This is a genomic window from Neobacillus sp. PS2-9 (genome assembly GCF_030915525.1).
In the GTDB taxonomy this organism is placed as follows: Bacteria; Bacillota; Bacilli; order Bacillales; family Cytobacillaceae; genus Neobacillus.
In genome coordinates this window covers 442,547-465,181 of the sequence record NZ_CP133269.1, presented here as the reverse complement: position 1 = coordinate 465,181, position 22,635 = coordinate 442,547, and the positions used below count along the sequence as shown (strand labels likewise).

Below are 22,635 nucleotides of genomic sequence, written 5' to 3'. Positions count from 1 at the left end.
TTTTCTCCTTTTAAATAAAGTACCCTAAGAAAATAAAAATGATTAAGAAGATAAACCATTTTCGATGACTCTTTTTAAGTATCTGGTGTTGCTCCAGCATAGCTTTTGTTAATTTATCACTTTCAATCGTCACGGTTGTCCTTAACTCCGTTACTAAGTTTGATAACTTCTTATGATTTTTTTCTGTTTTATCAAAGCCATCTCCTATTCTTTCATTCAGATATAGAATCATATCTTTTTGAGTCTTCATACTTTCCTCGAGCATGCTGTATACCTTTTGGAAGGATTTCACTTGCTCCTTTTGGCTTTGTGAAATAATCTCCTTCGTTTCTTGTATGTTAGCATCTAACTTTTGTCGAAGGTCACTATGTTCATTTTTAAGCGAAAGATTCGTGAAGCTAGATGTTTCCTTCAACTTTTGTTGCAGATTCGTTTCAAGCTTTTGGACTTTAGTAGAAAATTGTGTCTCTATTTTTTTAATCTCTTGTTTTACATCTTCGTTTATTTTAGTAAGTTCCTGAACTCCGTCTATTAAAGCTCTCTTACCCTCATCTGCCGCACGCTTCGTGTCATTCATATTTGAATTCAATAACAATGTTACTTCATTTATTTCTGATAGAGTTTTTTCCGTATCAATCACCATTCACAAGACTCCCCTTTGATTTAATGCCATAACTTGAATACATCTGACAAACTTTAGCTATATATCTACCTAACATAGGAAATCCATTTTTCAAATATTAGGTGAATTCAGAAGGTAATTATTCGTTTACAACACAAAAAAACCTATTTATCCAAAAATAGGTTTACTACATCTAAATCCATCTTTGGTTGTTACCAATCTACCATGCAATTTTTTGCCTGTGTCTTTGAGCCACTACCTATCTGAATTTAGCCCCTATCAATATCCATATTTTTCTTTAGTATTATTTTACTATTTTGTTAATCATGTTTCTACACTATTAGCCATTTTGTTACAATTTTCGAACTTTAAGTAGTTAAAGTGTCATTATTAATTTTCGGAAAAAGCAATTTTATATTTAATTTTATGATTTTGGGTTGAACCGTATCTTCTCCTAGTTTCTAAAATTCCTTTCGGGAGTTCTATAGATATACACTATTTTTCCTAGTTTCGACAAAAATCGAGTGAATCAGACAAAAAGAATATGGTATAAACTAGAAAGATATAGTTAATTTGTCGTATTAATAATAGGGGGAAAATATAAAATGTTCATTTTCATTTTAATCATTATTGGTTTATGGCTTATTTTTTCCTCTAGTTCTGGTTCATCCAGTACTAGTAGAAATCAAAACAGTTATGTTCAAACGACATCATCAAATACAAATTTCATTAATATATACGGGGAATTTGAAACTGGTTCCTATTTGGAGGATGTGAATGTTTATGTAAAGGGGCCGGTGTATAGTTATCCTCTAAGTCAAGGATTTTTTTGGGGATACGGTGCCGGCACACTATCCATCCAAAATTCTAGTGGTCAGTTATCTATCAACCTAGTAAAGTCAACAGATAATAGAATGGTTCCTACTTCCTTTACCATTAATAACGAAAAATTTTCCGTGATTGAAAAGAATGGTCAGTTCTTTAGTCACAAATCTTATCGTGATATTAGCCTTGCAAGAACCATCAATTATATTTTAGACGAGCAAGCCCGATTGAATATGGATGAAAAAAGTCAAAAAACTACCTTTGAATTTTTAATAGGACTTTTGGTATTTAATATGATGCTGAAGAGGAAGATCATCTTCCGGCATGGAAAAGAAGCAATTGAAGTTGGAGAGACTACGAATTTAGAAGTAGAATATGAAAAGATATGGTCCATTGCTGTAGATTTAGTAAATAAATATTCCCACGATTATTTGTTAGAAAGAACGAATAACAATATTGAACAATTACTAACTATACTTGAATTACCTTCAAATGAAAGAGATCTAAACGTCATAAAAAAGCAATACAAAGTGCTGGCTAAAAAATACCACCCGGATGTTTATTTGAAGTCAGATCAAAAGTTCAAAGAAATTAATAGTGCATATGAAGAACTGTGTACATATTTAAATGCCTCCTAAATCCTTAGCTTTTCTCATTCTTAGGACGATCACGAAACTATTAAATATGGGCTCCATGCGGTGTCAAGGATAAGTGTTAAGCGGGTATTTGTGATGGCGAGGATATACTAGACATACCACAGGGACGGTTCTGGTGGCTTTAACTAATGCCACCAGAACCGTCCCCATGGTTTTTGAAAAGCCAAGCGTGCACCCAACTCCCATTCCTGTTATGAGTTCAGCCAGCCTTTGGAACCAACAAATGATTACCGTCATGTTGTCCATATTGATCCTGATCATATCCAAAAGGTCCATTATGATTCCCCTCTTGTCCCCTTCATAAACAGGTCTCCTTATTCAGGCACCCATTCCGAATCAAAGCCTTGATCATCTTTATACACCTTAAAATCCCCCGAATTCACGAATAGCCTGAAATCGCCAGACCCGTCGTCTCTTGTGCAGTAAAAGGCATAATAGGTTTGACCATTGGTATCTAAATCCCCATCATATGCAACAATGCTGGCAATCCCTTCAATCTTCTCATTTACAATCGCCATGGCCTTATTGAGCGCTGCATTCTTCTCATCTTCATCCGTCGTAGTAGGCTCCGTCACAGCAGGCTGCTCCACAATCTCATTGACTGGTGCCTCCGTTTGAAAGTTCGCTTTCATTTCAAGCCCCGAAACAAAGTCAGACACATACTGTTGGAAGTCAGAATTCCTATCAAATTCAAGAATATCCGGGTGATCATTAACCAGTTCAGCCACCACAGCCAGCATCGCTAAACGAGTAGCAATCTCCTCTTCCCTCCACGATTCATCTTCCTTGTCCCCTTTTTCATACTTCTCTCGATACCAGTTGATTTCATCAATGATGGTACATACCTGTCCATGAAAATAGAGATCTTTATTTGAATTTGGAATAACGGATCGAAACCCATTCAACTCATCTTCCAGTTTATCCATCGCCGTAATGGGATCCTTTTTCACTTGAGTGATCGAATTATACCGTTTCTCAAAATCCTTATATAGCTTAAGATAGCCCTTATGTGAAACCTCCTCTTCTGCATGTCTAAGGCTATAAATAAGATCGTGACTGGATATAATCTGTGGCTTTTCCTCCCTAGTATACGGTGTGGTATTAAAGGTAGGATCGATGTGATTCACCATCTCAATCACATCCTCAGGAAATGCATCTCCTTGATCCTCATACACACTCCAAGTCCTTATTGCCTCCACAATATCTGTATTGACCCTGACCATATCTTCCTGCTTGGTACACCCCACTACTAAGCTTAAAAGCAACACAGCGACACTGCACCCTTTTACAAACTTCCTCACTTGCTATTCCCCCCAAAGTTGTCAATCTTCTCTATCTAAACCTAGCTTATTTTAAAGTAATCGAATCAAATGGCGCACCGGAAGACGCTCCATCACTTCTATGAACAAAAAGTGTGTGTTCACCAATCGTGTAATATAACGTGTACGAGGAGTCCGTTTCACTCATTCCTTCCTCATCTGGTTTACCTAAGGCATGAATCACCTCATCATACGATAGATGAATAGGTAGATTAAGAGTATACACCGGAGAGTCAGGATAACCCTCATAATCATAATCCACACCTAACCCGCAATGACAGTTCTTATATAGAAGCACACGCCCACCTTCTGCATCTCCTATCCCATCAGGCGTACCCATGACATTCTCAATCGCCGGTCCAATTGGGTCACCAATGGAAACCTCAATTCCCTTAATCTGCCCCTGGCCAGCAAGGGTCAAAAAATCAGAAGCCATCACCTTTATATTATTGGCTTTCCAATCATCCTTACCAAAATCAACCGCTTCGGTTTCAGCCGTACCCTGAGAGGAAGCCTCGCCTTGATTCTCATCCTTAAACCCATTCTCTAAAAAACTATAAATAGCCGCATTATGAAACTCATAGGAATCATCCAATAAATACTTCCATTTACCATCCTCTAAATGGAAAAACCACTCAAACTTGAACTCTTCCGGCTCATCCAACCCCTCATAGTTCTCCTTATAATAACTGCCTTTGACTCTAATTAATTGGTCATGCATTTCTGGAGAAAGAACATTATCCTCTTCATCGATATGTAAATCATCAGTAATCTCTTTAATCGTATAAGAGACCATGTTTCCTTCAGATTGCGCAAACTGATCACCGATATCTTCAAGCGTTTCTCCCTGCTGCTTATAAAAATTAGAATAGCTTGCCGAAATCGCTTCTGCATCCTGATCCTTTAAAGCTTGGACATAAGCAAGAGCAGCCTCATAGGCATCCGGCTTCCATGTGACACCTTCTTGATTATCCATAGCGAAGAATTTCCATCCTCCTTTTTCCTTATGAAACCAAATCTTCTCACCAGCCCATTTGACATCCGACTTTTCATAAGGAGAATACTCCTCTCGTGTTTCTCCCTTTGAATCAAAAAATAAAGACACGAGATAATATTTCTCCTCTTTATTCGTTTTTGATGTTTCTCTAGGTAACCGATCTCTCACTCCTATAACGCTTATCTTATAACCTTCGAGATTAAGAGTTGATTGATCTATGTCCGATGTAAAGTCATCTATAGTGACACCAGCTTCTTTATATACGTCTGATACCATTTCATATGCCTTTTGATAGTCTTTGCTTTGTATGGCTTTCACATAGGAAACCGCTTGTCTGGCAATCTCTTTCTCCGTCGATGACATATTCGGATTAACATCATCTTTACCTGTCTTCTGAGATGAATGGGAGCATGAAGTTAATATTACTAGTATAATCAAAGCCCCCATACATTCGATCCATCTATTCAACAAAAATCCCCCTAAACTTTTAAAACTTTGTATCCCTTTATTGTGTCGGAAAAAGGTACTAATTGTTTAGAGATCCTATGGGGATGGTTGTCCTTTAATTATCTACCCGGAGCCTGTTGTTCGAATAGCATCCCCTAATTATGTGAGCTCATTAATAAAAGTTTCCAAGTAAAATAGTTAAATTATCAACGTAACAAAAAATGGATATTTTTAATAATACCTATTACAGTAATAAAGGTTTATAATATCAAAGTACTAATTTGAAAAAATTGTAAAATACTTTCGGACCATATATTATTGATAGATTAATATACATCTTGGAGGATTTAAAGGATGAAAACTGAAAAAAAGAAGAGAAAATGGCTTAAAGTAACGGGAATTATCTTACTAATTCTCTTTATCGGTGTTGGAATTTACACTTATTCTGTCTATCATTCTCTTAAAAATGCGGTAGAAACTATGCACCAACCAATTGAGCGTAAACAATCGGAAAAACGTCAGGGGCCTGTTGAGTTATCGAAGAAGGATCCTTTCTCTGTATTAATGTTAGGAGTGGATGAACGCAAAGGTGATCGTGGTCGGTCAGACTCGATTATTGTGTTAACTGTTAATCCGAACAATCATTCTGTTAAGATGCTAAGTATTCCACGTGATACTAGAACAGAGATTGTGGGAAAAGGGAAAGAGGATAAAATTAACCATGCGTATGCCTTCGGAGGCGTTCCAATGGCCATGGATACTGTTGAAAACTTCCTTGATATCCCGATTGACTATTATGTACAAATTAATATGGAAGGCTTTAAAGATATTGTTGATGCGGTTGGCGGAGTATCCGTACAAAATGATTTACAATTTACTGAGGGTGGATATGAATTCCCTAAAGGTGCGATAACTTTAAATGGTTCGAAAGCATTAAGCTACTCAAGAATGAGACATGAAGATCCAAGAGGAGACTTCGGCCGACAAATGAGACAGCGCCAAATTATTCAAGGCGTTATTAAGGAAGGCGCGAGCTTATCTAGCTTAACTAATTACTCAAACATATTCAAAGCACTTGGTAGCAATGTAAAAACGAATCTTACTTTCGAACAGATGCTAGACATTCAAAAGAATTATAAAGACGTAGCAAACGACATTCAGCAAATGGAAATAAAGGAACAAGGAACTAAAATCAATAAAATTTATTATGGAATTGTATCTACAGAGGAAAAACAGCGAGTACAGAGTGTTTTGAAGAAACAATTAGAGATAGAAAATAAATAATAAAAACAAGGGTTCAGTTCACCGCTGCAGTAAAGTAGCGAGGGCTGACCCTTTTTTAGGACCTTAGATGCAGTTACTCTCTTAACACTTAAATATAATGGGATAATCCCTTCATTGCTTTAATAAGATTTTAAATTTATAGTTAGTTAATTTCAGCAATCTATTTATATTGAAATAGGTGTAATTGATAAGCAGGAGTTCTTTAGTTAGGTTATTTTAAGGTAGGCTACCAATATCCCGTTACCCCACCCTTTCACAAAATCATTGTTTCTTCTCTTCAATCGACTTATTCCTATTACATTCGCTCTTTTTCGATACTAATCAAACGTTTGGTTAATAGAAAGGTAAGTCCTAGTAAACATTGGTTTCTTGCTTTGAAATCGTCAAAAATAATGTCTACTACTGACTGTTGTTTTAATCTTTCCATTAATTAAATTGATCCCAAGGTGGTGATTACGACGTTTATTTAACAGAAACAACCACCACAACAATATTAAGCTGCAACTTTATCAATCCCACAGCTTGAAGCCCATTTTACGAACCCCTAACCTCGTTAATTTTCTATAAACCTACAAATTTCTTCTATTTTTATTATCTGCTTTACCAACTAAACGTTTAATTAAAAGTACCATGAATCGCTCCCTGTACATATTACTGACCAAAATTATATAAAAAGAATGTCGATGATCTATCCACGAAATTCCCTACACTTCCACAAAATCCAAGTCTTTTCTCTTCAACCGACTTCATTCTAAAACATTCGCTCTTTTCCGATATTAATCAAACGATTGGTTAATAGAAGGGTAAGTATTAGTAAACATTGGTTTCTTGCTTTGAAATCACCAAAAAGAATGTCGACTACTGACTGTTATTTTGATTTATGCTTTAAAGATGAACTCAAGATGGTGACTGCCATAATTGTTAAGCAAGGATGCCACATGGACGGTTCTCTTGATACATAAAACTGCTCAATGAGGAAAAAAGCCATCAGAACCGTCCCCGTGGTTTCTTCCTTTTTCCGTTAAACACTCTTCTTCCGGCTTCATTTTCACCTGTTTCCACTTTTTAGAGCCTTTTTTGCGAAATTGTGCGATTTCGATGTCAGTTCCATTTGTTAATGTAAAGAATATAAAATGATAATCAGCGCCATCGTTACCGTGAAAATAAATATGCTTAACATACCCATTTTTTATCGTTGGGTATCTTTTCTGTACCAACTTGCACCAATATCCATATTTAATATCAATAACTGCTTCTGCATCATGCTGCCAAAGATGGTACGGTGCGCATAGAAAATCCTCCGGAAACTGCTGCAAATCTGCAATCCGATACCCTTCTTGTCCGTGAACAAGCTGAATAAATCCGTAAGAATAACCAAAATACTCCGCTCTCTTACCATTAAATCCTTCAATTGTCTCAATCTCATAAAAAAAACGTATGCCTCGTTTTCCATCTGGCACCCGACAGAGCTTGATCAAACTCGTATGCCCAATCCCAGCAAACGAATGAAAATAGTCTTCATAAGGTAACTTTTTTTGATACTCTTTAGATAAAAAATTGTAGGCCAGTGGAAATGGAGTTCGTGCATGACCAACCGTTCCGCAGCTTCGCCCTCCCATGTTCTCGGCCTCACGCAAAATACTAAAATAATTGAGAAGAGTGTCTTCAGGGGTTTGAGTCCATTCTGCAGGCACCTGAATTGGGTCGTGTGTTTTTTCAACAAACGGTTGCAAGAACTTCGAAGTGGTAAATCTTAAATTTAAAGCTGGTAAACTAGATGGACGAAAATATTTTTGATGATAGGCAGCTTGGTCCGTTTGATTCCGTAGTAACACATTCATCACCCCACCATCAGTTTATGGGCAAATGAATAATAGGTGAAACAGGGACAGTCCCCCGGCGCGTTAAAGCGCTGGGGGACTGTCCCCACTCTACTTATCTACAGCAGGAAGAGTAACTACAAAGACTGTTCCTTTTCCTACTGTACTTTTAATTTTTATGGTGCCTTTTAGCTCCCGAATAATACTAAATGAGACCATAAGTCCAAGACCTGTTCCTTTTTTCCCTTTTGTAGAAAAATAGGGCTCGCCTAATCGGTTAATCTGTTCTTGTGTCATACCGATCCCAGAATCAGTAATCTGTATTTTCACTTCGTTATTTAATACTTCAGTATCAATACATAACCTTCCGCCATTTGGCATAGCCTCTATACAATTCTTTACTATATTTAGGAAGCATTGACGAAATCGATTTCTATCACCAAGTATTAAGCAAGGTTCAATGGTCTCAATGCTTAGCTCAACTGAATTCATATTTGCCATTGGTTGTAAGGATTTAATAATCTTTCTCAGTCCTTCAGTGGGATCAAACCTCTCAATGGTCTGCAAAGATGGTTGTCCAACTGTTAAATAATCCTTTATCACTTGTTCAGCAGCATGAAGTTCTGTCAACGCGATGTGAATATAACCCCTTGTATTGTCTTCCATTTTCGGATCTTCTAAAGCAAGCTGTAAAAAACCATTAACAGCTGTTAGTGGATTCCGAACCTCATGAGAGATAGCTGCACTCATGTGACTGACCAATTCAATTTTTTGTGACTTCACCATTTGTTCAGTAAGAAACTTATTTTGTTTCATTTCCTCAATTAAGTAGGAAATCATACAGGTGCCGATACACTGAATAATAGTGGTGATCATAACATCCTTAAGCCCATCAGCAGAATGTCCAGTAATCAATAGACCAAAATAAATTAGTATGTTCATAATCACTGCAGTGGTAAGCACGACGCAAAGTCTCTTTTTTGCGTTTTGCTTAAGGAACCACGGGTGAGCATACTTTAAACAAATGGCTAAAAGGATATAAAGCGGTAGAACGCTCCAAAAAGCACTGTCAAATCCAAAAAACACCCCTCTAAAAAAGAGCGAAAAGAAAGTTAATAGTGGCCCAAATCCAAAATAAAACCCACCTATAAGAATGGGAATTTGCCTTAAATCTACCATGACTCCATAATGTCTTGTTGAAAATATTAGACAAATCATGATTGATAAGAGAAACCCAAAAATACCTAAAACCTTTGGAAGGGAATTCTTATAGTACCGTTCAACCCAAAGATTAAAAATAAATAATAGAAGCATGATGATTGCAAGATTGAAGGACAGATCCCTAACCAGTTCCACATAGCCACCGCCTAAAAACGTTGTTATCCCTTTATTTTAAGACTTTCCTATCCTTCCAACAATCTAATTTAATAAGGAATTTAGTGGAATTTTTAATATAATACTCTTTTACTCTTCATTGTTGATTTACGTGAATTCATAGGCGGAGAAATTCCGTCTATTCTATAAAGTGGTAGCTTAAGAGGATCAAATAAGCGGAGAAATTACACTTAACTGCTCTAAATAAGACAAAATACCAACGATTTTGATCATATAAGCGGAAAAACTCCCCTTATTTTTATAGAAATAAGGATATTTCCCAACTTAAGCGGAAATTTTCCGCTTATTTTTCCAAACACAGGTAGAATTTCAAGAAATGTTTCCATGATTATAAATTCCGGGTTTTGCCTGGCACGAAATCTAATACAGCAGCCAGAAATCACCTTCTCAACAAGAATATTTTTTTGTATAATGGATATATAATAAAAAGGAGAAGTGCGTCAACACTTCTCCCTGCAACCTCAACCGTCAGGGTGGTGGTTGTCAAATAGCTTATTGATTTTCTTGAGAACCACCCTTTAGCTTACGACGGCGTTGGGCGGTTTTCTTGTTTTCTAGAATGTTTTTCCGAAAGAAATAAGCGCTCAATTCACGCGTAGCCCCCTTCAGAACTTCTCGTAGAATGTCAAGAAATGTTTCCATGATTATCACCTCCTTTCCTAAAATAGAAAGAAGATTAACAACCAACCACCCCAACAATATTCAGCTGCAACTTTATTCTATCACTTTCCACCACTCTTATAACCTATCAATCTTCGACAAATTCTGAGGCGTGACAGGCACCGGAAATTAATAAATTAATCATTTTTCGAAAAAATTCGGGTGGTGCCTGTCACAGGATTGATTTACAGACTTCACCCTTTTCCCCTATCTGCTATACTAATCAAACGATTGATTAAAAGCCCCACAAACCGCTCCCTGTACACATTCCTAGCCAAAATTACATAAAAACAATGTCGATGATCCATCTTCTACATTTCCCTACAATTCCACAAAACACAAGCCATTTCTCATCAACCGACTCCATTCGATTACATTCACTCTTTTCCGAGACTAAACAAACGTTTGATTAATAGAAGAGTACACCCTAGTAAACATTGGATTACTGCCATGAAATCTTCAAAAACAATGTCGACCACTGACGCATTTTTTTAAAATCTTCTTTTATAAAAATGAACCCAAACCAGTGACTGCGAAGCTTGTTAAGCAGCGACCTTGAAAGGTCACAGTCACCCCATTTCCTCCCAGGTGCGATAGATCAGACTCTCCCCTTATAGCCAATGAGAAGACTAGAATTACCTTCTCACCACTGGTATAATTTTCATATAAATATATTTCTATAAAAATGGTTCTATTAACATTCATTGCTGATTTTTGTATAAGAATGAATTCATAAGCGGAGAATTTTCCGGCTATTGTTTATAGAGGACACCTAAGCAGCAGAAATAAGGGGAGAATTTCCCCTTAACTGCTCTAAATAAGACAAAATCCAGCGCCTTTTGATCAAAGGGGAAAAACTCCCTCTATTTTAAGGGAAATATGGGTATTTCCCTATTTAAGCGGAATTTTTCCCTTTATTTTTCAAACACTTGAAAACATCAGTTATAACTGAGCCCAAATACGATGTAGGAGACCAGACCATCATGCGAAAAAGAACAATGAAACTAATCCAAATTGATTGGGAAGGCCCATTTACATTAGATGAGTTACATCTCTTAACCAATAATTCTCATGACTATGGAATCTATCAAATCTACGGGAAACACTTAGTCTACGGAAAAGATGTTTTATTATATATAGGTAAAGCCGACCAGCAAACCATTGGGAAGAGAGTGTCACAAGAAAATTGGTGGAATACCAACGACTCCAACCACCTTAAGATTTATGCTGGCCGTCTAGCTGGGGAACATACACCCGCGGAGGCCATTTGGTCAAAGGAAATAGATCTGGCCGAAAAACTCCTAATCCATGTACACAAACCAGCCTACAACTCAAAGAGTCTATCACTTATACGGGATGCCGAGCTACAGGATATTCATATTTTGAATTGGGGAGATCACAGAGACCTGCTACCTGAAATTTCGGGTTTACGATGGACAAGCAAATTAGACACGATGACATACGAGATTTATAGCTATACCATTAACGAGTAGCTTTACGATTGGGAACATTTGTGAAGGAGAGCGCCGATTATGCCATCTATGATCATTGGAAAACTGACAATCCCTTATGAGGAAGAACTACTTCAAAGTTGGAAGAAAAGAGACTAATCCATTGTCCCCTCCTTCATGCTTGCATGGAATGGCCCTGGTGTAAGCAACGGCTATGGTTTTGGAGAATGGGTAACGGAGCAATATTTTCGTGATAAGGGGTTTTATACAATCACCAACGAATTTAACCTTTTATCCAGAACCTCTAAATTTAAGAGATACAATGACATCATTTCTCTTATGACCGGTCAGGAAAAACTCAATCAGTTCAAAGATGCCGTTAAAATATTGGTAGAGACGGACTACTCCATTGAAAATCCAGATATGTTCATATTCAATTTGGAAACTTGTTTCTTTGAGGAGGTAAAGAAGGCAAAGGATGTGCTTAGAGTTCCACAGATGCGTTTCATGTACCTGGCTCAGTCTATTTTAGGAATTCATTCAATACTAATCTATTTGTCCGATTACGAAGATACGGAATTTCAACAGTCAATTGAGATAGAGTTTGATATTCCAAAGGTTCTTGAAAACACTATGAATAATTGTTAATTTTGTATCATGAAAAAGGAAACCCTCCAACATCAAAGTGCCATGCGACGGTTCTCTAGGGGATGAAACTGTCCCTATCATTAAAGATCCATCAGATCGGTCCACTTGATGCTAATTCGGGGGGTGCCAGGCATGGAAATACACTGTTATACCATCTAAACGTTTAATCAAAAGTTGATGTATAATGAATAAAAATGGACAACAGGAGGAACATCATGAGCAAATTAATTAAATCTATAGCTTTCGTTATATTCGTAGTTGGGGTTATTTGTCTTATCGTGGCATTTAATACATACAACGACACTACTGCAATTGCATGCTTAATCACCGCATTAAGTAGCCTAATAAGCGGGTTTTTATTCTTAGCATTGGCGAAACTAATCGAACAGAACGAAGATCGTATTGAACAGAGTGAGCAATTAAACAAGCTACTAACAGAAGAATTAAGACGGGTAATGGTAAAATTAACGAACATAGAAAATAAATAATGGAGTCGAATAAAGTAGGTAAACCTCTCTCTCAGGATTCCCCTTATCAACCCGTACATGACCTATGCAGGCATAAGGCTAACGAAGTGTTACATTAGGAATCAAAGAGTGAAGATTCTGAAGGCACTTGGGAGTATGTATTAAAATAAATAAGTCCTATATAGGGCTTTTTATTTTTGTCGTTGTTGGAAAAAAGAGCGACGTAAATGTAATAATGCAGCTCTACATTCCTCTTTAAAACATATCAAACTTTATGTCGTCTTTGGCATGAATTACGATAACTGAACAAAACTCAACTAGTACTGATTATTTCGCAGTCGTTTATCAGCCAAATTATTTAGCAGCAAGCTATGTACAGGATTCCCCATTTTTCCCAACTAACATCTCCATGTGAAACATTTCTGTTAATCAAGATTTTTCAGGCGGTGACAGGCAAGGTATCCAATTCCACAGCTTGAAGCACATTTTCAGAGCCCCTAACCTCGTTAGTTTTCTATAATCCTACAAATTTCTTCTATTTTCATTATCTGCTTTACCAACTAAACGTTTAATTAAAATGGTTACGAATCGCTCCCTTTACATATTCCGAACCAAAATCACATAAAAAGAATGTCGATGATCTATCCACGAAAATTCCCTATCCTTCCACAAAATCCAAGTCCTTTCTCGTCAACCGACTATATTCTATAACTTTCGACCTTTTCCGATACTAATCAAACGATTGGTTAATAGAAGGGAAAGTATTAGTAAACATTGGTTCTTGCTCTGAAATGAACAAAAAGAATGTCGACTATTGACTGTTATTTTGATTTTCATTTATAAAATTGAACTCAAGGTGGAGACAGCGATGATTGGTATGCAGAGATCAGGAATCGTCCCGTTGGTCTTCGGGGCGTGACTAGGCACCAAAACTCCACAAATCCCCCTATATGCTATACTAATCAATAGTTTAGTTAAAAAGGGCATAATCTCCACTATCTTGCGCTTTCCTTCCAGATAGGAATAAAAAAGAATGTCGGTACCCTACTCGCCATTTTCTCCTCTAATCAACAAAATAATGGTCTTTTCTCTTTAAACGACTTTTTTCTCGTTTATCTCCTCTCATCCGATATTAACCAAACGTTTGATAAGAAGTAGCTAAAGTCCTTGAAAGCACTTCATTCTTGCTGCAATAACTGCGAAAAAACTGTCGAGAGCTGGCTGCATCTACTGAGAAAACTTAAACAGAAACCGTCCCCACAGCAACTTTACTCGTCACTTTCAGAGGTTTACTCGTCTAAATTTACGATTACTCGTCTATTTCTCATTTTACTCTTCAACCTTCATACTTTACTCGTCACTATCCCTATTTTACTCGCCAACTACTAAACTATATCCATTCCTCCATAAAAAACACCACAGTATCAATACTGTGGTGGGACAGAATAATATATCTTTCAATGTTACGAAACCACAAAGAGAGGATTCTCTAAGCCCACAAATAAAACCACCAGAACCGTCCCCTTGGTCTTCCTCATTAATGATATGGATTGGTATTTAATAAGGTGGCAACATCTACTAATTCAAACCCCCTCCTTTTTAGTTCCTTTATAATCGTCGGAACTGCTTTTGTGGTTTCTGTTTTGTCATCATCACTATGCATGAGTATGATATCTCCGTTACGTACGTTATCAAAAATATTTTTTTCGATATGTGCTTGTTCTTTCTGTGACCAATCCAAGGTATCAATTGACCAAATAATTACTTTGTATTGTTGTTCCTGCGCAACAGTAATAACCTTTGTATCGGTATCTCCAAATGGTGGCCTTAATAGAGCTGGTGACTTTCCAATAACTCCACGAATAGCCTTAGATGCGTTAATTAAATCTTTTCGGATACCTTCAGTACTTTCTTTTGTCAATTCATGATGACGGTAACTATGACTCCCAATAACATTTCCGTAATCATAAGCTGATTTCACGATATCTGGGTTTTGTTGGACTTTTTGTCCTATGAAGAAAAAGGTTCCCCTCACGTTCTCTTTTTTCAATGCAGCAATAATTTTAGGAGTATTGATTCTATCCGGACCATCGTCAAAGGTAAGAGCCACCATCTTCTTATTAGGACCATTGACAAATACATCATGAGGGTAACTCTTAGGAAAAGAGAGTATTAATTGACGCCAATTTAACATACTTTCCCAAGCAGAAGAGGAAAGATTTTGGGAAGTTCCTTTTATGGATAGAATATAGCTCTCAGGGACATTGGAAAGTTCGACCTGGCTATATACTGAAATATGATCTACTTTATTAGTAGATGTAGGAATAATCCACTTTAACTGATAGCGCTTATTAAGGTTGTAGGTGTAAATTTGGTCATTTTGGAAAGATGTCGTACTTGTCGGGTTTCCCATTGCTTTTTTAATATCAGCTAAAGTAAGGTCTTGAATAGAGGGCTCATTGGTACGTACGTCAAAAATCTGATCTTCACGGGTATAGCCAAATACAGCAAACTTTTTGTAATAGGTTGCGTAATAGCTATTCCCAACCTGGTCTACCTTGTCAGGCTCACCCCAGGCTTTTTTCACTTGAGAAAACGTTGATTGGAGGGAAGCAAAAGGGTTATTAATCACATGGCCAGTAGATGCTAAAGAAACAATTTGTTGAACCGTCACAACGGTTTGCGGCTTCGATGATTGGCTTTGATTTCCCTTACTTTCGTTTTTATTAGGGTCTATATTTTCATCCTGGTGCTGCTGTTCGGCTTTTTGACTATTATTTTTTACGCCATCTGGGTGCCCACAACTAACTAGAAGTAAAAATAACAAAATGATAATTGAGGTTATTTTCATATAATCCCTCCACCTTATTGATCTGCACACTGCAACAACTTTTTTTCCGTTAAAAAGATGATTAGGAGAAAGTTCTTCTTTAATTTTTTATTAAGAAAATCTGCCTTGCTTTCATCAATTATCAACCAAGGTTCATCATTAAGAAAATCTTTTAGTTTATCCTGCATAATAACCACCAATTGTATTATCTTAGGTTAATTTCGATGTTTTATTATAACATTCCTTCTTCAACTCCCTCAGTTTGATACGAAAATCTCTATACCACAGGGACGGTTCCTTTGGCTCATAAAAATCCTCGAAGAGGGTAAAGCCACCAGAACCGTCCCAGCGGTCCATTCCCTATAAACCTACATATTTCACCTATTCTCCCTATCAGCTATACTAACTAAACGATTAATTAAAACAAACATGAACAGCTCCCTATACATATTCCCGGACAAACATACTTAAAAAGAATGTCGGTGATTGATCCGCTTATTACCCTACCATTCCACAAGATCCTTGTCTTTTCTCTTCAACCGACACATTCCTGTTACTTTCACTCTTTTCCGATACTAATCAAACGTTTAGTTAATAGAAGGATAAATCCTAGTAAAGACTAGTTTCTTGCTTTAAAATCACCAAAAAGAATGTCGATTACTGACAGTTTTTTTGATCTTTTCTTTCATTAAAATGAACTCAAAGTGGTGATTGTGACGATTATTAGGCAGGGACCTGGAATGGTTCCCATGGCTCTGTCCACTCCCGATAGCTTAGATAATAATTTATTCCTAAAGCGCCTTACTACTTACGTTTATTTCATCCCTTTCGGGATTTTACTTTAAACCAAAGGAAACCACCAGAACCGTCCCTCTGGTCCAAGTTCATATCAAAACGGTTCAAGTTTGCAAAAAACAGCTTCAAATTTGTTTTTTGTGGCCAAAAGGGACTCTTTTCCTCCGCTTTTCCCTTTCAAAAATGAAAAAGCTCGATTCGATTAAAACTTTTATTCTCGTTATCTTTAAGCTACCTAGGAATAAACCGGAAGCATGCTGTCCCGAAAGGATCCAGCAATGGATAGCTTTAATCAGTTAGTCGAGCAGTATAACCCTATGATTCATAAAATCATGCACTCTCTTCATCTTTACCGCAACCTGGATGAATTCTATCAAGCAGCATTAATTGCCCTTTGGGAGGCAGACAATCGCTTTAACCCAGAAAAAGGAAGCTTCACCAACTATGCGTATACCTATATAAAAGGGAAACTCCTAATGGAGCTGTCACAAAAAAATAAGGATGAGACCATGGTCACTTATCCAAAAGAAGAGTATTGGGAAACTGTACAGGACCAAAATCCTGACATCCCTTTTGATGCTGAGATTCTGCTTTCTTATTGCCATGGACTGACAGAAAAAGAAACAAAATGGGTGGTGGGTGTCATCCTCCATGATCAATCCATGAAGGATCTGGCGGTTGAAGAAAACGTGTCTGTTTCAGCCGTGAAGCAATGGAAGATAGGGGCATTACAGAAATTAAGAAATATGCCTCTGAACTAAACCATTCTTACTTAGGAAACAGTCTATGAAAACGGGGTAAATCTCAGGCTTCAAGAGCTTTACCCATGGTTCTTTTAGAAAAATTCATAAATTTGTAATATTCTACTTTTCTTTCATACCAAACAACTATTGGGGTGATATATGCATTTTCAAAGGATTTAATTGGTCCATTTTAAAATAATTATCCTGTTTACGGGTCAAAACTTTACCTTAGGAAACTATTTTTACCATCACCAAATAATGTAACCGTGGCGACGTGTCTATCTAATCTTATAAACTATTTAATGGTCTTAAAAAGGAGAAATCCAATTGAAGAATCACGAGACCATTGGGGAATTAATCGTAAGGTTACGTATGGGGAAACGTAAAACACAAGATGAAATAGCAGACTGTTCCGGGGTAAGCCGTAAACATTTGAGCAATCTTGAGAATAATAAAGTCTTACCCAATTATGACGCCATTATGAAACTAGCAAGGATTCTAGAAGTTCCTCCTTCTACCTTTACAGATATAGTAGGAAAAATGTTGGACAAACGATACGAAGAGGGGGATTTTCCTGAAATAGGAGATATTTAACTAGAGGCAAGGACGTTTTCATAGTATAGAAGGGTGGTGAATGAAGCTAGTTAGCAATACCTTAAAAAACCCACTACCCGTAGTTCCGTTTAAAAAAATTCCGCAGAATGGCTGCAAAAGGAGCAACCTTGTTTGTTTATGGAAAAACAGTATATTATCACACCAGATTACATGTACATGAGGGGACATAATGACCGCTTTGGGAAAACATGCACGGAGGTTCACGAAACTAATCGGACCTTCCTTGTCGACATGTCCCCGTTAGAAATTCTCGCTCTTAGTATCAAATGTATAGGGTATAATTTAAGCGGAGCCATTGAAACATCTAGAGATCTTCTTGGTGATGTTTATATGTGTCCCATTCTGGTCAATCCCATCGACCGGATCGTCGTGTTTCCAACCAGAACACACAAGCATGAAGATACCATCTGGTTCAACCCCTTCCACATCAAGAGAACGAGAAGCTTAACTCTAAAAACAAACGTTCTACTTAGCAACGGTTCTTCTATACTCGTTCCAACTAAACTCTCATCATTCAACACAAAAATCCAAAACGCAGAGCAGTTACAAGACCTGACCGTTGGCCCACCTAAACATCCGGTCGTCTTTCTTCTTGATCCAAAGAAACGAAAGAAAGGGAGAAAGAAACAGCATTGAACACCACAGGGACGGTTCTCCTGGCTTTTTTAGACATCACGAAAAAGGAAAAAACCACCAGAACCGTCCCCTCGGTCTCCTGCCACTTTTAAATGGGAATGTTTTTGTATATAATGGATATATAATAAAAAAGAGAAGTGCTCTAACACTTCTCCATTGCAACCTCTACCTTCAGGGTGATGGTTGTTTAAGGTTTATTTTTTGTGAGAATCACCCTTTTGCTTCCTACGGCGCAGGGTGATTTTCTTGTGTTCTAGAATTGTTTTCCGAAAGAAATATGCACTAACTTCACGCATAATCCCCTTCAGAACTTCTCGTAGAATTTCAAGAAATGTTTCCAAGATTATCACCTCCCTCCCGAATCGGAAAGAAGCGCAACAATCCACCACCCCAACAATATTCAGTTGCAACTACATTCTATCACTATTAATCCACATAAAGGTCTATCATTCTTCGACAAAATTCGGGCGGTGCCTGGCACGGGAACTACGGGTGGTGCCTGGCACCATAGCCACTGTGGAACAATTTCTGTGAAACAAGATTTTTCGTACTAGGCACCGGAATTCCGCGAAAAAACCCCTTTGTAGAAGACTTGTTTGTTCAGGGAACATAACAAAGGTCTATACCTTCTACAATAGGAGTTTTTTTATGTTCAGTTACTACTTTTTATTACATTTTTGTGTTATTTTTCAATGCGTGCAAAGCCAGTGTTCTGACCCTACTCAGCTTAAACCTTAATTCTCTCCTCAATTTCCTGAATTTCAGGATAGCGATTTTCTTTTCTGGAAACAACAATACTTGCTAAGGCATTACCGCACGCAAGAGAATCCGAGAAACTGCCACCATTCAGAAGTTTGTAAATAAAACCAGCATTAAAGCTATCTCCTGCCCCAGTTGTATCATAGGCTGTCGTCGGATATCCCTCATGGTGAAGTGCTTCATCATCCCTATATAGGGATGCTCCCTTACTGCCACGTTTCACCACAACCTGTTTTGCACCATTAGCCATTAAGAATTTGATTGATTCCTCAATACTATCTAACCCTGTAAGAAATAGTAATTCCTCATCATTCGGCATAAAGTAATCGATATAAGGTAATAGTGAAATGATTTCTTGTCGGCTTTTTTCACTCCAGCCATCAATAGCCGAATTGGCATCAAAGAAAGTAATCTGGCCGCAAGACCTTGCACGTCTTAGGCAATCGGCAGCTGCCTCCACACCGAAATTCGGAATGAGGAAGTATCCATAAAACATCGTAGCTCTTGCCTTCTCAAAACCAGGTGCCTTTTCCACAATCTCTTTAGTAAAATCAAAAAGATTGCCACCATACGTAACAAAATAACGAGACCCTACATGGTTAACCACGGACACAGATAAAGCGGTAGGAATGTCTGTCCTGGTAATGCTATCAACAATGAGGGGCTGTAACTCCTGATAAATCTTTTCGCCGAATTCATCTTTTCCTAATGAAGAAATGACATTTTGCTTAACACCTAATTGTGCCAAGGGGAAAATGGTGTTTGCAAGAGCACCTGGGCGAATGATCATATCATCAACCATGTGCTCCTCCCCAAAGTCTGGTCGATCCTTAACCTGTGCCAAAATTAAATCCGCAGTTAAGCATCCAATTAAATTAATCATAGTCTATTCCTTCCTTGTCACTTTACTAATAAGTTCAGCTTCGCCTGCAACTAATCCACGCTGACTTGAAAGCTCCACTGCCGCAAGCTGTATAACGAACGAATAAGTAATCACGCTGACAAACTCATTAACAGACGGAATGACAATGGAAGAGATATTTTCGTGTTCAAGTGCTTCATCTGAAACATAAAGAACCTTTGCACCTAACTCTGCCATTTCAAGGACATATTTCTGATTAATATCATGAGTGATTCCTTCTGGATTAAAGAAAATAGCTTGTAAATCTTCTTTAATTAATTCAAAAGGACCATGGCGGAATTGTGGGGCTGACAAAGCTTCCACGTACATTCTAGCAGTTTCCTTAAGTGTTAAAGAACCTTGTCTTGCCGTATAAATACTAGGTCCGCGTCCTAATAAAACTAATGGATGATTTGGGTTAATAAATTTTCCAATTTGTTCTTGATATTCGCTTGCTCGGACAAATTGCCCCTCAAGAATATCAACAGCATGATATAAATCTGCCGCTAAATCTCCCCCAACAATTTTGGAACCTAATAAAAGCAGAAGAGCCACAGTAGTCGTAAATGATTTAGATGATGCAATTGCTTCCTCTTTGCCAGCAACCGTGTAAAGCACCCTGGATGCTTTTTCAGCCAATGAACTCCCCGGTGAATTTGTAATCGCAGTAATATTTGGATATCTTTTGGCAAGTTCAATCGCCTCGAAACTCTCACCGCTCTGCGAAATAACAAATACCTGATGTTTATTTAGAAATTCATCGGAATAGTAGTATAGCAGTTCAGAGTTATCGATAGCCGAAGCCTGAATACCAAAATGATTTAAGTAGGATACAAGAAGCTCAGATGCAGCTAAAGAACTGCCCATTCCTGTAAATAGAAATGGCTTTGTTGGTTTTAAGATGACATCTTCATTTAAACGAATCGTCTCACGAATGACACTTGGCTGTTGGTTTACTTCTGCAAAGAATTTACTCATAATAGATTACTCCTTATTTATCTGAGCCTTCTGATAGGCCGTTGATAATAAATTTTTGGAAAAATAATGCTAATAGAATCGGTGGTATTGAAGCTAAGAAACCTCCGGTAATCTGCATACCAAAGTCTACCATTCCCCGTTTCGAGAATTCCGAGATAGCAACTGTAATGGTCTTGGCATCATACGTTGAGGTGAAAATATTTGCAAACATAAATTCATCCCATGATAAGAGGAACACATAGATAGCTGTAGCAACGACCCCCGGAATAGACAATGGAATGACGAAACGAAATAGAATTCCTAATCGAGATACTCCATCGATTAATGCCGATTCTTCAATCGCCTCAGGAATTGCCCTAAAATATCCTTGCATCATCCAGATCACAAAAGGCAGATTTAATGCCGTATAGATCAACACCAATGTTGACCGTTGATTAATCATTTCCATTCTCGCGAAAATGACATACAAAGGGATAAGAAGGACAATCTCTGGAACCATCCGGAACCCTAAAATGGAAATCAATAATGGCTTTTGACCGCGAAAGCGAAACCGTGCATACGCATATGCAGCAAATACTCCAATAAATAGTGATAAAAGTGTAGTAGATAAGGAGATAACCAAACTGTTTTTCATGGCTGTTAAAAATGGTGGTAAACTGCCATCACTTGCTTCCCCAGAGAAAATTTGTGAATAGTTGTCAAATGTCCAATGAGCAGGAAACAAATGCAATGTTCGTTCATTTAAATCTGAACCTGAAGAAAACGTGGCCATGATTAACAGGAATATTGGAGCAAGGGTAAACACCAAGACTGCCATGACACCGACGTATATTAATGCTTGTTGTTTTCTTGTTCTTTTCATAATCTACTCCACATTTCGATATAGGATTTTAATATAAATCAAAGCGAAAATCATTATAAAGACAGACATCATTAAAGCAATGGATGACCCGTAGCTGAATTTCGAAAACATCATCGAAGATTCATAGGTTAAGAAGGATAGAGTTCTCGTTCCTCCTGCCGGACCACCACCAGTCATAATGTAAATGATGTCAAACACCTTAAAGGCTTCCATCGTACGCATCACCAATGCAACCATGATAGCCGGGCTTAAAAGCGGCAAGGTAATTTTGAAGAATCTTCTAAAAACATTCGCCCCATCCACATTTGCCGCCTCGTACACACTTTTCGGAAGGGATTGTAGAGCAGCAAGCAAGATTAAGGAAATGAACGCCGTGTTTTTCCAGACATCCGCCACGATAATTGCATTCATAGCTGAAAAAGAACTGGCAAATACATTGGCATAGCCTTCAGTTAATCCTAGCTTTGCAAATAAGCCTGTAATGGTACCATGATCTGCATCATAAAGCCACTTCCACAAAACAGCATTTACAATGGTTGGAAACGCCCAAGGTATAAGCATTAGGCCTCTGACAATTCCTCTGCCCTTAAACTGTTCATTTAAAATTAGAGCAATGGCAAGACCAATAACAAACTCAAATCCAACAGAAGTTATTGTAAAATAGAAAGTTTTCCATAAAGATGGGAAAAACTCACTGCTAGTCAGCACATTTTTGTAGTTTTCAAAACCGACAAAATTCCATAAATCTGGATTATCTAATTTTCTTACATTCTTCGTTAAATCTATAAAACTTATGAATAATGCATAAAGTAAGGGAATGAAAATAACGCCCAATATGACAAAAAAACTAGGAAACAAGTAATAAAAGGGTCTATTTTTCTTCATAGCTAGCTCCTTCTAATTGAATGGAGATGGACAAAACGGA

The 22,635-nt window shown here is 37.5% G+C and carries 20 protein-coding genes; 8 read left to right on the top strand and 12 right to left on the bottom strand.

The window, feature by feature from the left end; genetic code table 11:
- Nucleotides 1–10 precede the first annotated feature (10 nt).
- Nucleotides 11–643, bottom strand: a complete 633-nt coding sequence (locus RCG25_RS02350; RefSeq protein ID WP_308082071.1) for a hypothetical protein — start codon at nucleotides 641–643, stop codon at nucleotides 11–13.
- A gap of 584 nt (nucleotides 644–1,227) precedes the next feature.
- Here RCG25_RS02350 and RCG25_RS02345 point away from each other — a divergent pair.
- Nucleotides 1,228–2,085 (top strand): J domain-containing protein, encoded by an 858-nt coding sequence (locus RCG25_RS02345; RefSeq protein ID WP_374121029.1) that lies wholly within the window; start codon nucleotides 1,228–1,230, stop codon nucleotides 2,083–2,085.
- A gap of 332 nt (nucleotides 2,086–2,417) precedes the next feature.
- Here the strand turns inward: RCG25_RS02345 and RCG25_RS02340 are convergent, their stop codons facing one another.
- Nucleotides 2,418–3,404, bottom strand: coding sequence for a hypothetical protein (locus tag RCG25_RS02340; RefSeq protein ID WP_308082070.1), 987 nt, complete (start codon nucleotides 3,402–3,404; stop codon nucleotides 2,418–2,420).
- A 46-nt stretch (nucleotides 3,405–3,450) separates the two neighbouring features.
- Nucleotides 3,451–4,887, bottom strand: coding sequence for a hypothetical protein (locus tag RCG25_RS02335; RefSeq protein WP_308082069.1), 1,437 nt, complete (start codon nucleotides 4,885–4,887; stop codon nucleotides 3,451–3,453).
- 333 nt (nucleotides 4,888–5,220) lie between these two features.
- On the opposite strand from RCG25_RS02335, the gene RCG25_RS02330 reads away from it, so the two are divergent.
- The gene (locus tag RCG25_RS02330) at nucleotides 5,221–6,150 is read left to right on the top strand and encodes a polyisoprenyl-teichoic acid--peptidoglycan teichoic acid transferase TagU (protein WP_308082068.1); all 930 of its coding nucleotides are present in this window, start codon (nucleotides 5,221–5,223) and stop codon (nucleotides 6,148–6,150) included.
- A 968-nt stretch (nucleotides 6,151–7,118) separates the two neighbouring features.
- On the opposite strand, the gene RCG25_RS02325 is transcribed toward RCG25_RS02330, so the two are convergent.
- The 3 genes from RCG25_RS02325 to RCG25_RS02315 form a co-directional block, all read right to left on the bottom strand.
- Nucleotides 7,119–7,991, bottom strand: a complete 873-nt coding sequence (locus RCG25_RS02325; protein WP_308082067.1) for a hypothetical protein — start codon at nucleotides 7,989–7,991, stop codon at nucleotides 7,119–7,121.
- A 90-nt stretch (nucleotides 7,992–8,081) separates the two neighbouring features.
- Nucleotides 8,082–9,326: an ATP-binding protein gene (locus RCG25_RS02320; protein ID WP_308082066.1), complete on the bottom strand. Its 1,245-nt coding sequence runs from the start codon at nucleotides 9,324–9,326 to the stop codon at nucleotides 8,082–8,084.
- 531 nt (nucleotides 9,327–9,857) lie between these two features.
- On the bottom strand, nucleotides 9,858–10,007 hold the full coding sequence (locus tag RCG25_RS02315) for a hypothetical protein (RefSeq protein ID WP_308082065.1): 150 nt from the start codon (nucleotides 10,005–10,007) through the stop codon (nucleotides 9,858–9,860).
- A 1,001-nt stretch (nucleotides 10,008–11,008) separates the two neighbouring features.
- Here RCG25_RS02315 and RCG25_RS02310 point away from each other — a divergent pair.
- The 3 genes from RCG25_RS02310 to RCG25_RS02300 all read left to right on the top strand — a co-directional run bounded on the left by RCG25_RS02310 (nucleotide 11,009) and on the right by RCG25_RS02300 (nucleotide 12,612).
- Nucleotides 11,009–11,518 (top strand): hypothetical protein, encoded by a 510-nt coding sequence (locus RCG25_RS02310; protein WP_308082064.1) that lies wholly within the window; start codon nucleotides 11,009–11,011, stop codon nucleotides 11,516–11,518.
- Nucleotides 11,519–11,653: 135 nt separating this feature from the next.
- Nucleotides 11,654–12,124, top strand: coding sequence for a hypothetical protein (locus RCG25_RS02305; RefSeq protein ID WP_308082063.1), 471 nt, complete (start codon nucleotides 11,654–11,656; stop codon nucleotides 12,122–12,124).
- Nucleotides 12,125–12,339: 215 nt separating this feature from the next.
- A complete protein-coding gene (locus RCG25_RS02300; protein ID WP_308082062.1) occupies nucleotides 12,340–12,612 on the top strand; it encodes a hypothetical protein in 273 nt (90 codons plus the stop codon).
- Between the two features lie 1,516 nt (nucleotides 12,613–14,128).
- Here RCG25_RS02300 and RCG25_RS02295 read toward each other — a convergent pair.
- Both RCG25_RS02295 and RCG25_RS02290 read right to left on the bottom strand, forming a co-directional pair.
- Nucleotides 14,129–15,442 (bottom strand): polysaccharide deacetylase family protein, encoded by a 1,314-nt coding sequence (locus tag RCG25_RS02295; RefSeq protein WP_308082061.1) that lies wholly within the window; start codon nucleotides 15,440–15,442, stop codon nucleotides 14,129–14,131.
- A 14-nt stretch (nucleotides 15,443–15,456) separates the two neighbouring features.
- Nucleotides 15,457–15,609 (bottom strand): hypothetical protein, encoded by a 153-nt coding sequence (locus RCG25_RS02290; RefSeq protein ID WP_308082060.1) that lies wholly within the window; start codon nucleotides 15,607–15,609, stop codon nucleotides 15,457–15,459.
- Nucleotides 15,610–16,470: 861 nt separating this feature from the next.
- On the opposite strand from RCG25_RS02290, the gene RCG25_RS02285 reads away from it, so the two are divergent.
- From RCG25_RS02285 to RCG25_RS02275, 3 genes are all read left to right on the top strand, one after another.
- Nucleotides 16,471–16,977, top strand: a complete 507-nt coding sequence (locus tag RCG25_RS02285; protein WP_308082059.1) for a sigma-70 family RNA polymerase sigma factor — start codon at nucleotides 16,471–16,473, stop codon at nucleotides 16,975–16,977.
- Nucleotides 16,978–17,286: 309 nt separating this feature from the next.
- Nucleotides 17,287–17,553, top strand: a complete 267-nt coding sequence (locus tag RCG25_RS02280; RefSeq protein WP_308082058.1) for a helix-turn-helix domain-containing protein — start codon at nucleotides 17,287–17,289, stop codon at nucleotides 17,551–17,553.
- A gap of 138 nt (nucleotides 17,554–17,691) precedes the next feature.
- A complete protein-coding gene (locus tag RCG25_RS02275) occupies nucleotides 17,692–18,210 on the top strand; it encodes a competence protein ComK (RefSeq protein WP_308082057.1) in 519 nt (172 codons plus the stop codon).
- Nucleotides 18,211–18,937: 727 nt separating this feature from the next.
- Here the strand turns inward: RCG25_RS02275 and RCG25_RS02270 are convergent.
- The 4 genes from RCG25_RS02270 to RCG25_RS02255 are packed head-to-tail and all read right to left on the bottom strand — an operon-like array spanning nucleotide 18,938 to nucleotide 22,595.
- Nucleotides 18,938–19,852, bottom strand: a complete 915-nt coding sequence (locus tag RCG25_RS02270; protein ID WP_308082056.1) for a carbohydrate kinase family protein — start codon at nucleotides 19,850–19,852, stop codon at nucleotides 18,938–18,940.
- A gap of 3 nt (nucleotides 19,853–19,855) precedes the next feature.
- Nucleotides 19,856–20,848 (bottom strand): SIS domain-containing protein, encoded by a 993-nt coding sequence (locus RCG25_RS02265; protein WP_308082054.1) that lies wholly within the window; start codon nucleotides 20,846–20,848, stop codon nucleotides 19,856–19,858.
- Nucleotides 20,849–20,861: 13 nt separating this feature from the next.
- Nucleotides 20,862–21,710 (bottom strand): carbohydrate ABC transporter permease, encoded by an 849-nt coding sequence (locus tag RCG25_RS02260; protein ID WP_308082053.1) that lies wholly within the window; start codon nucleotides 21,708–21,710, stop codon nucleotides 20,862–20,864.
- Between the two features lie 3 nt (nucleotides 21,711–21,713).
- The gene (locus RCG25_RS02255) at nucleotides 21,714–22,595 is read right to left on the bottom strand and encodes a carbohydrate ABC transporter permease (protein ID WP_308082051.1); all 882 of its coding nucleotides are present in this window, start codon (nucleotides 22,593–22,595) and stop codon (nucleotides 21,714–21,716) included.
- Nucleotides 22,596–22,635 lie beyond the last annotated feature (40 nt).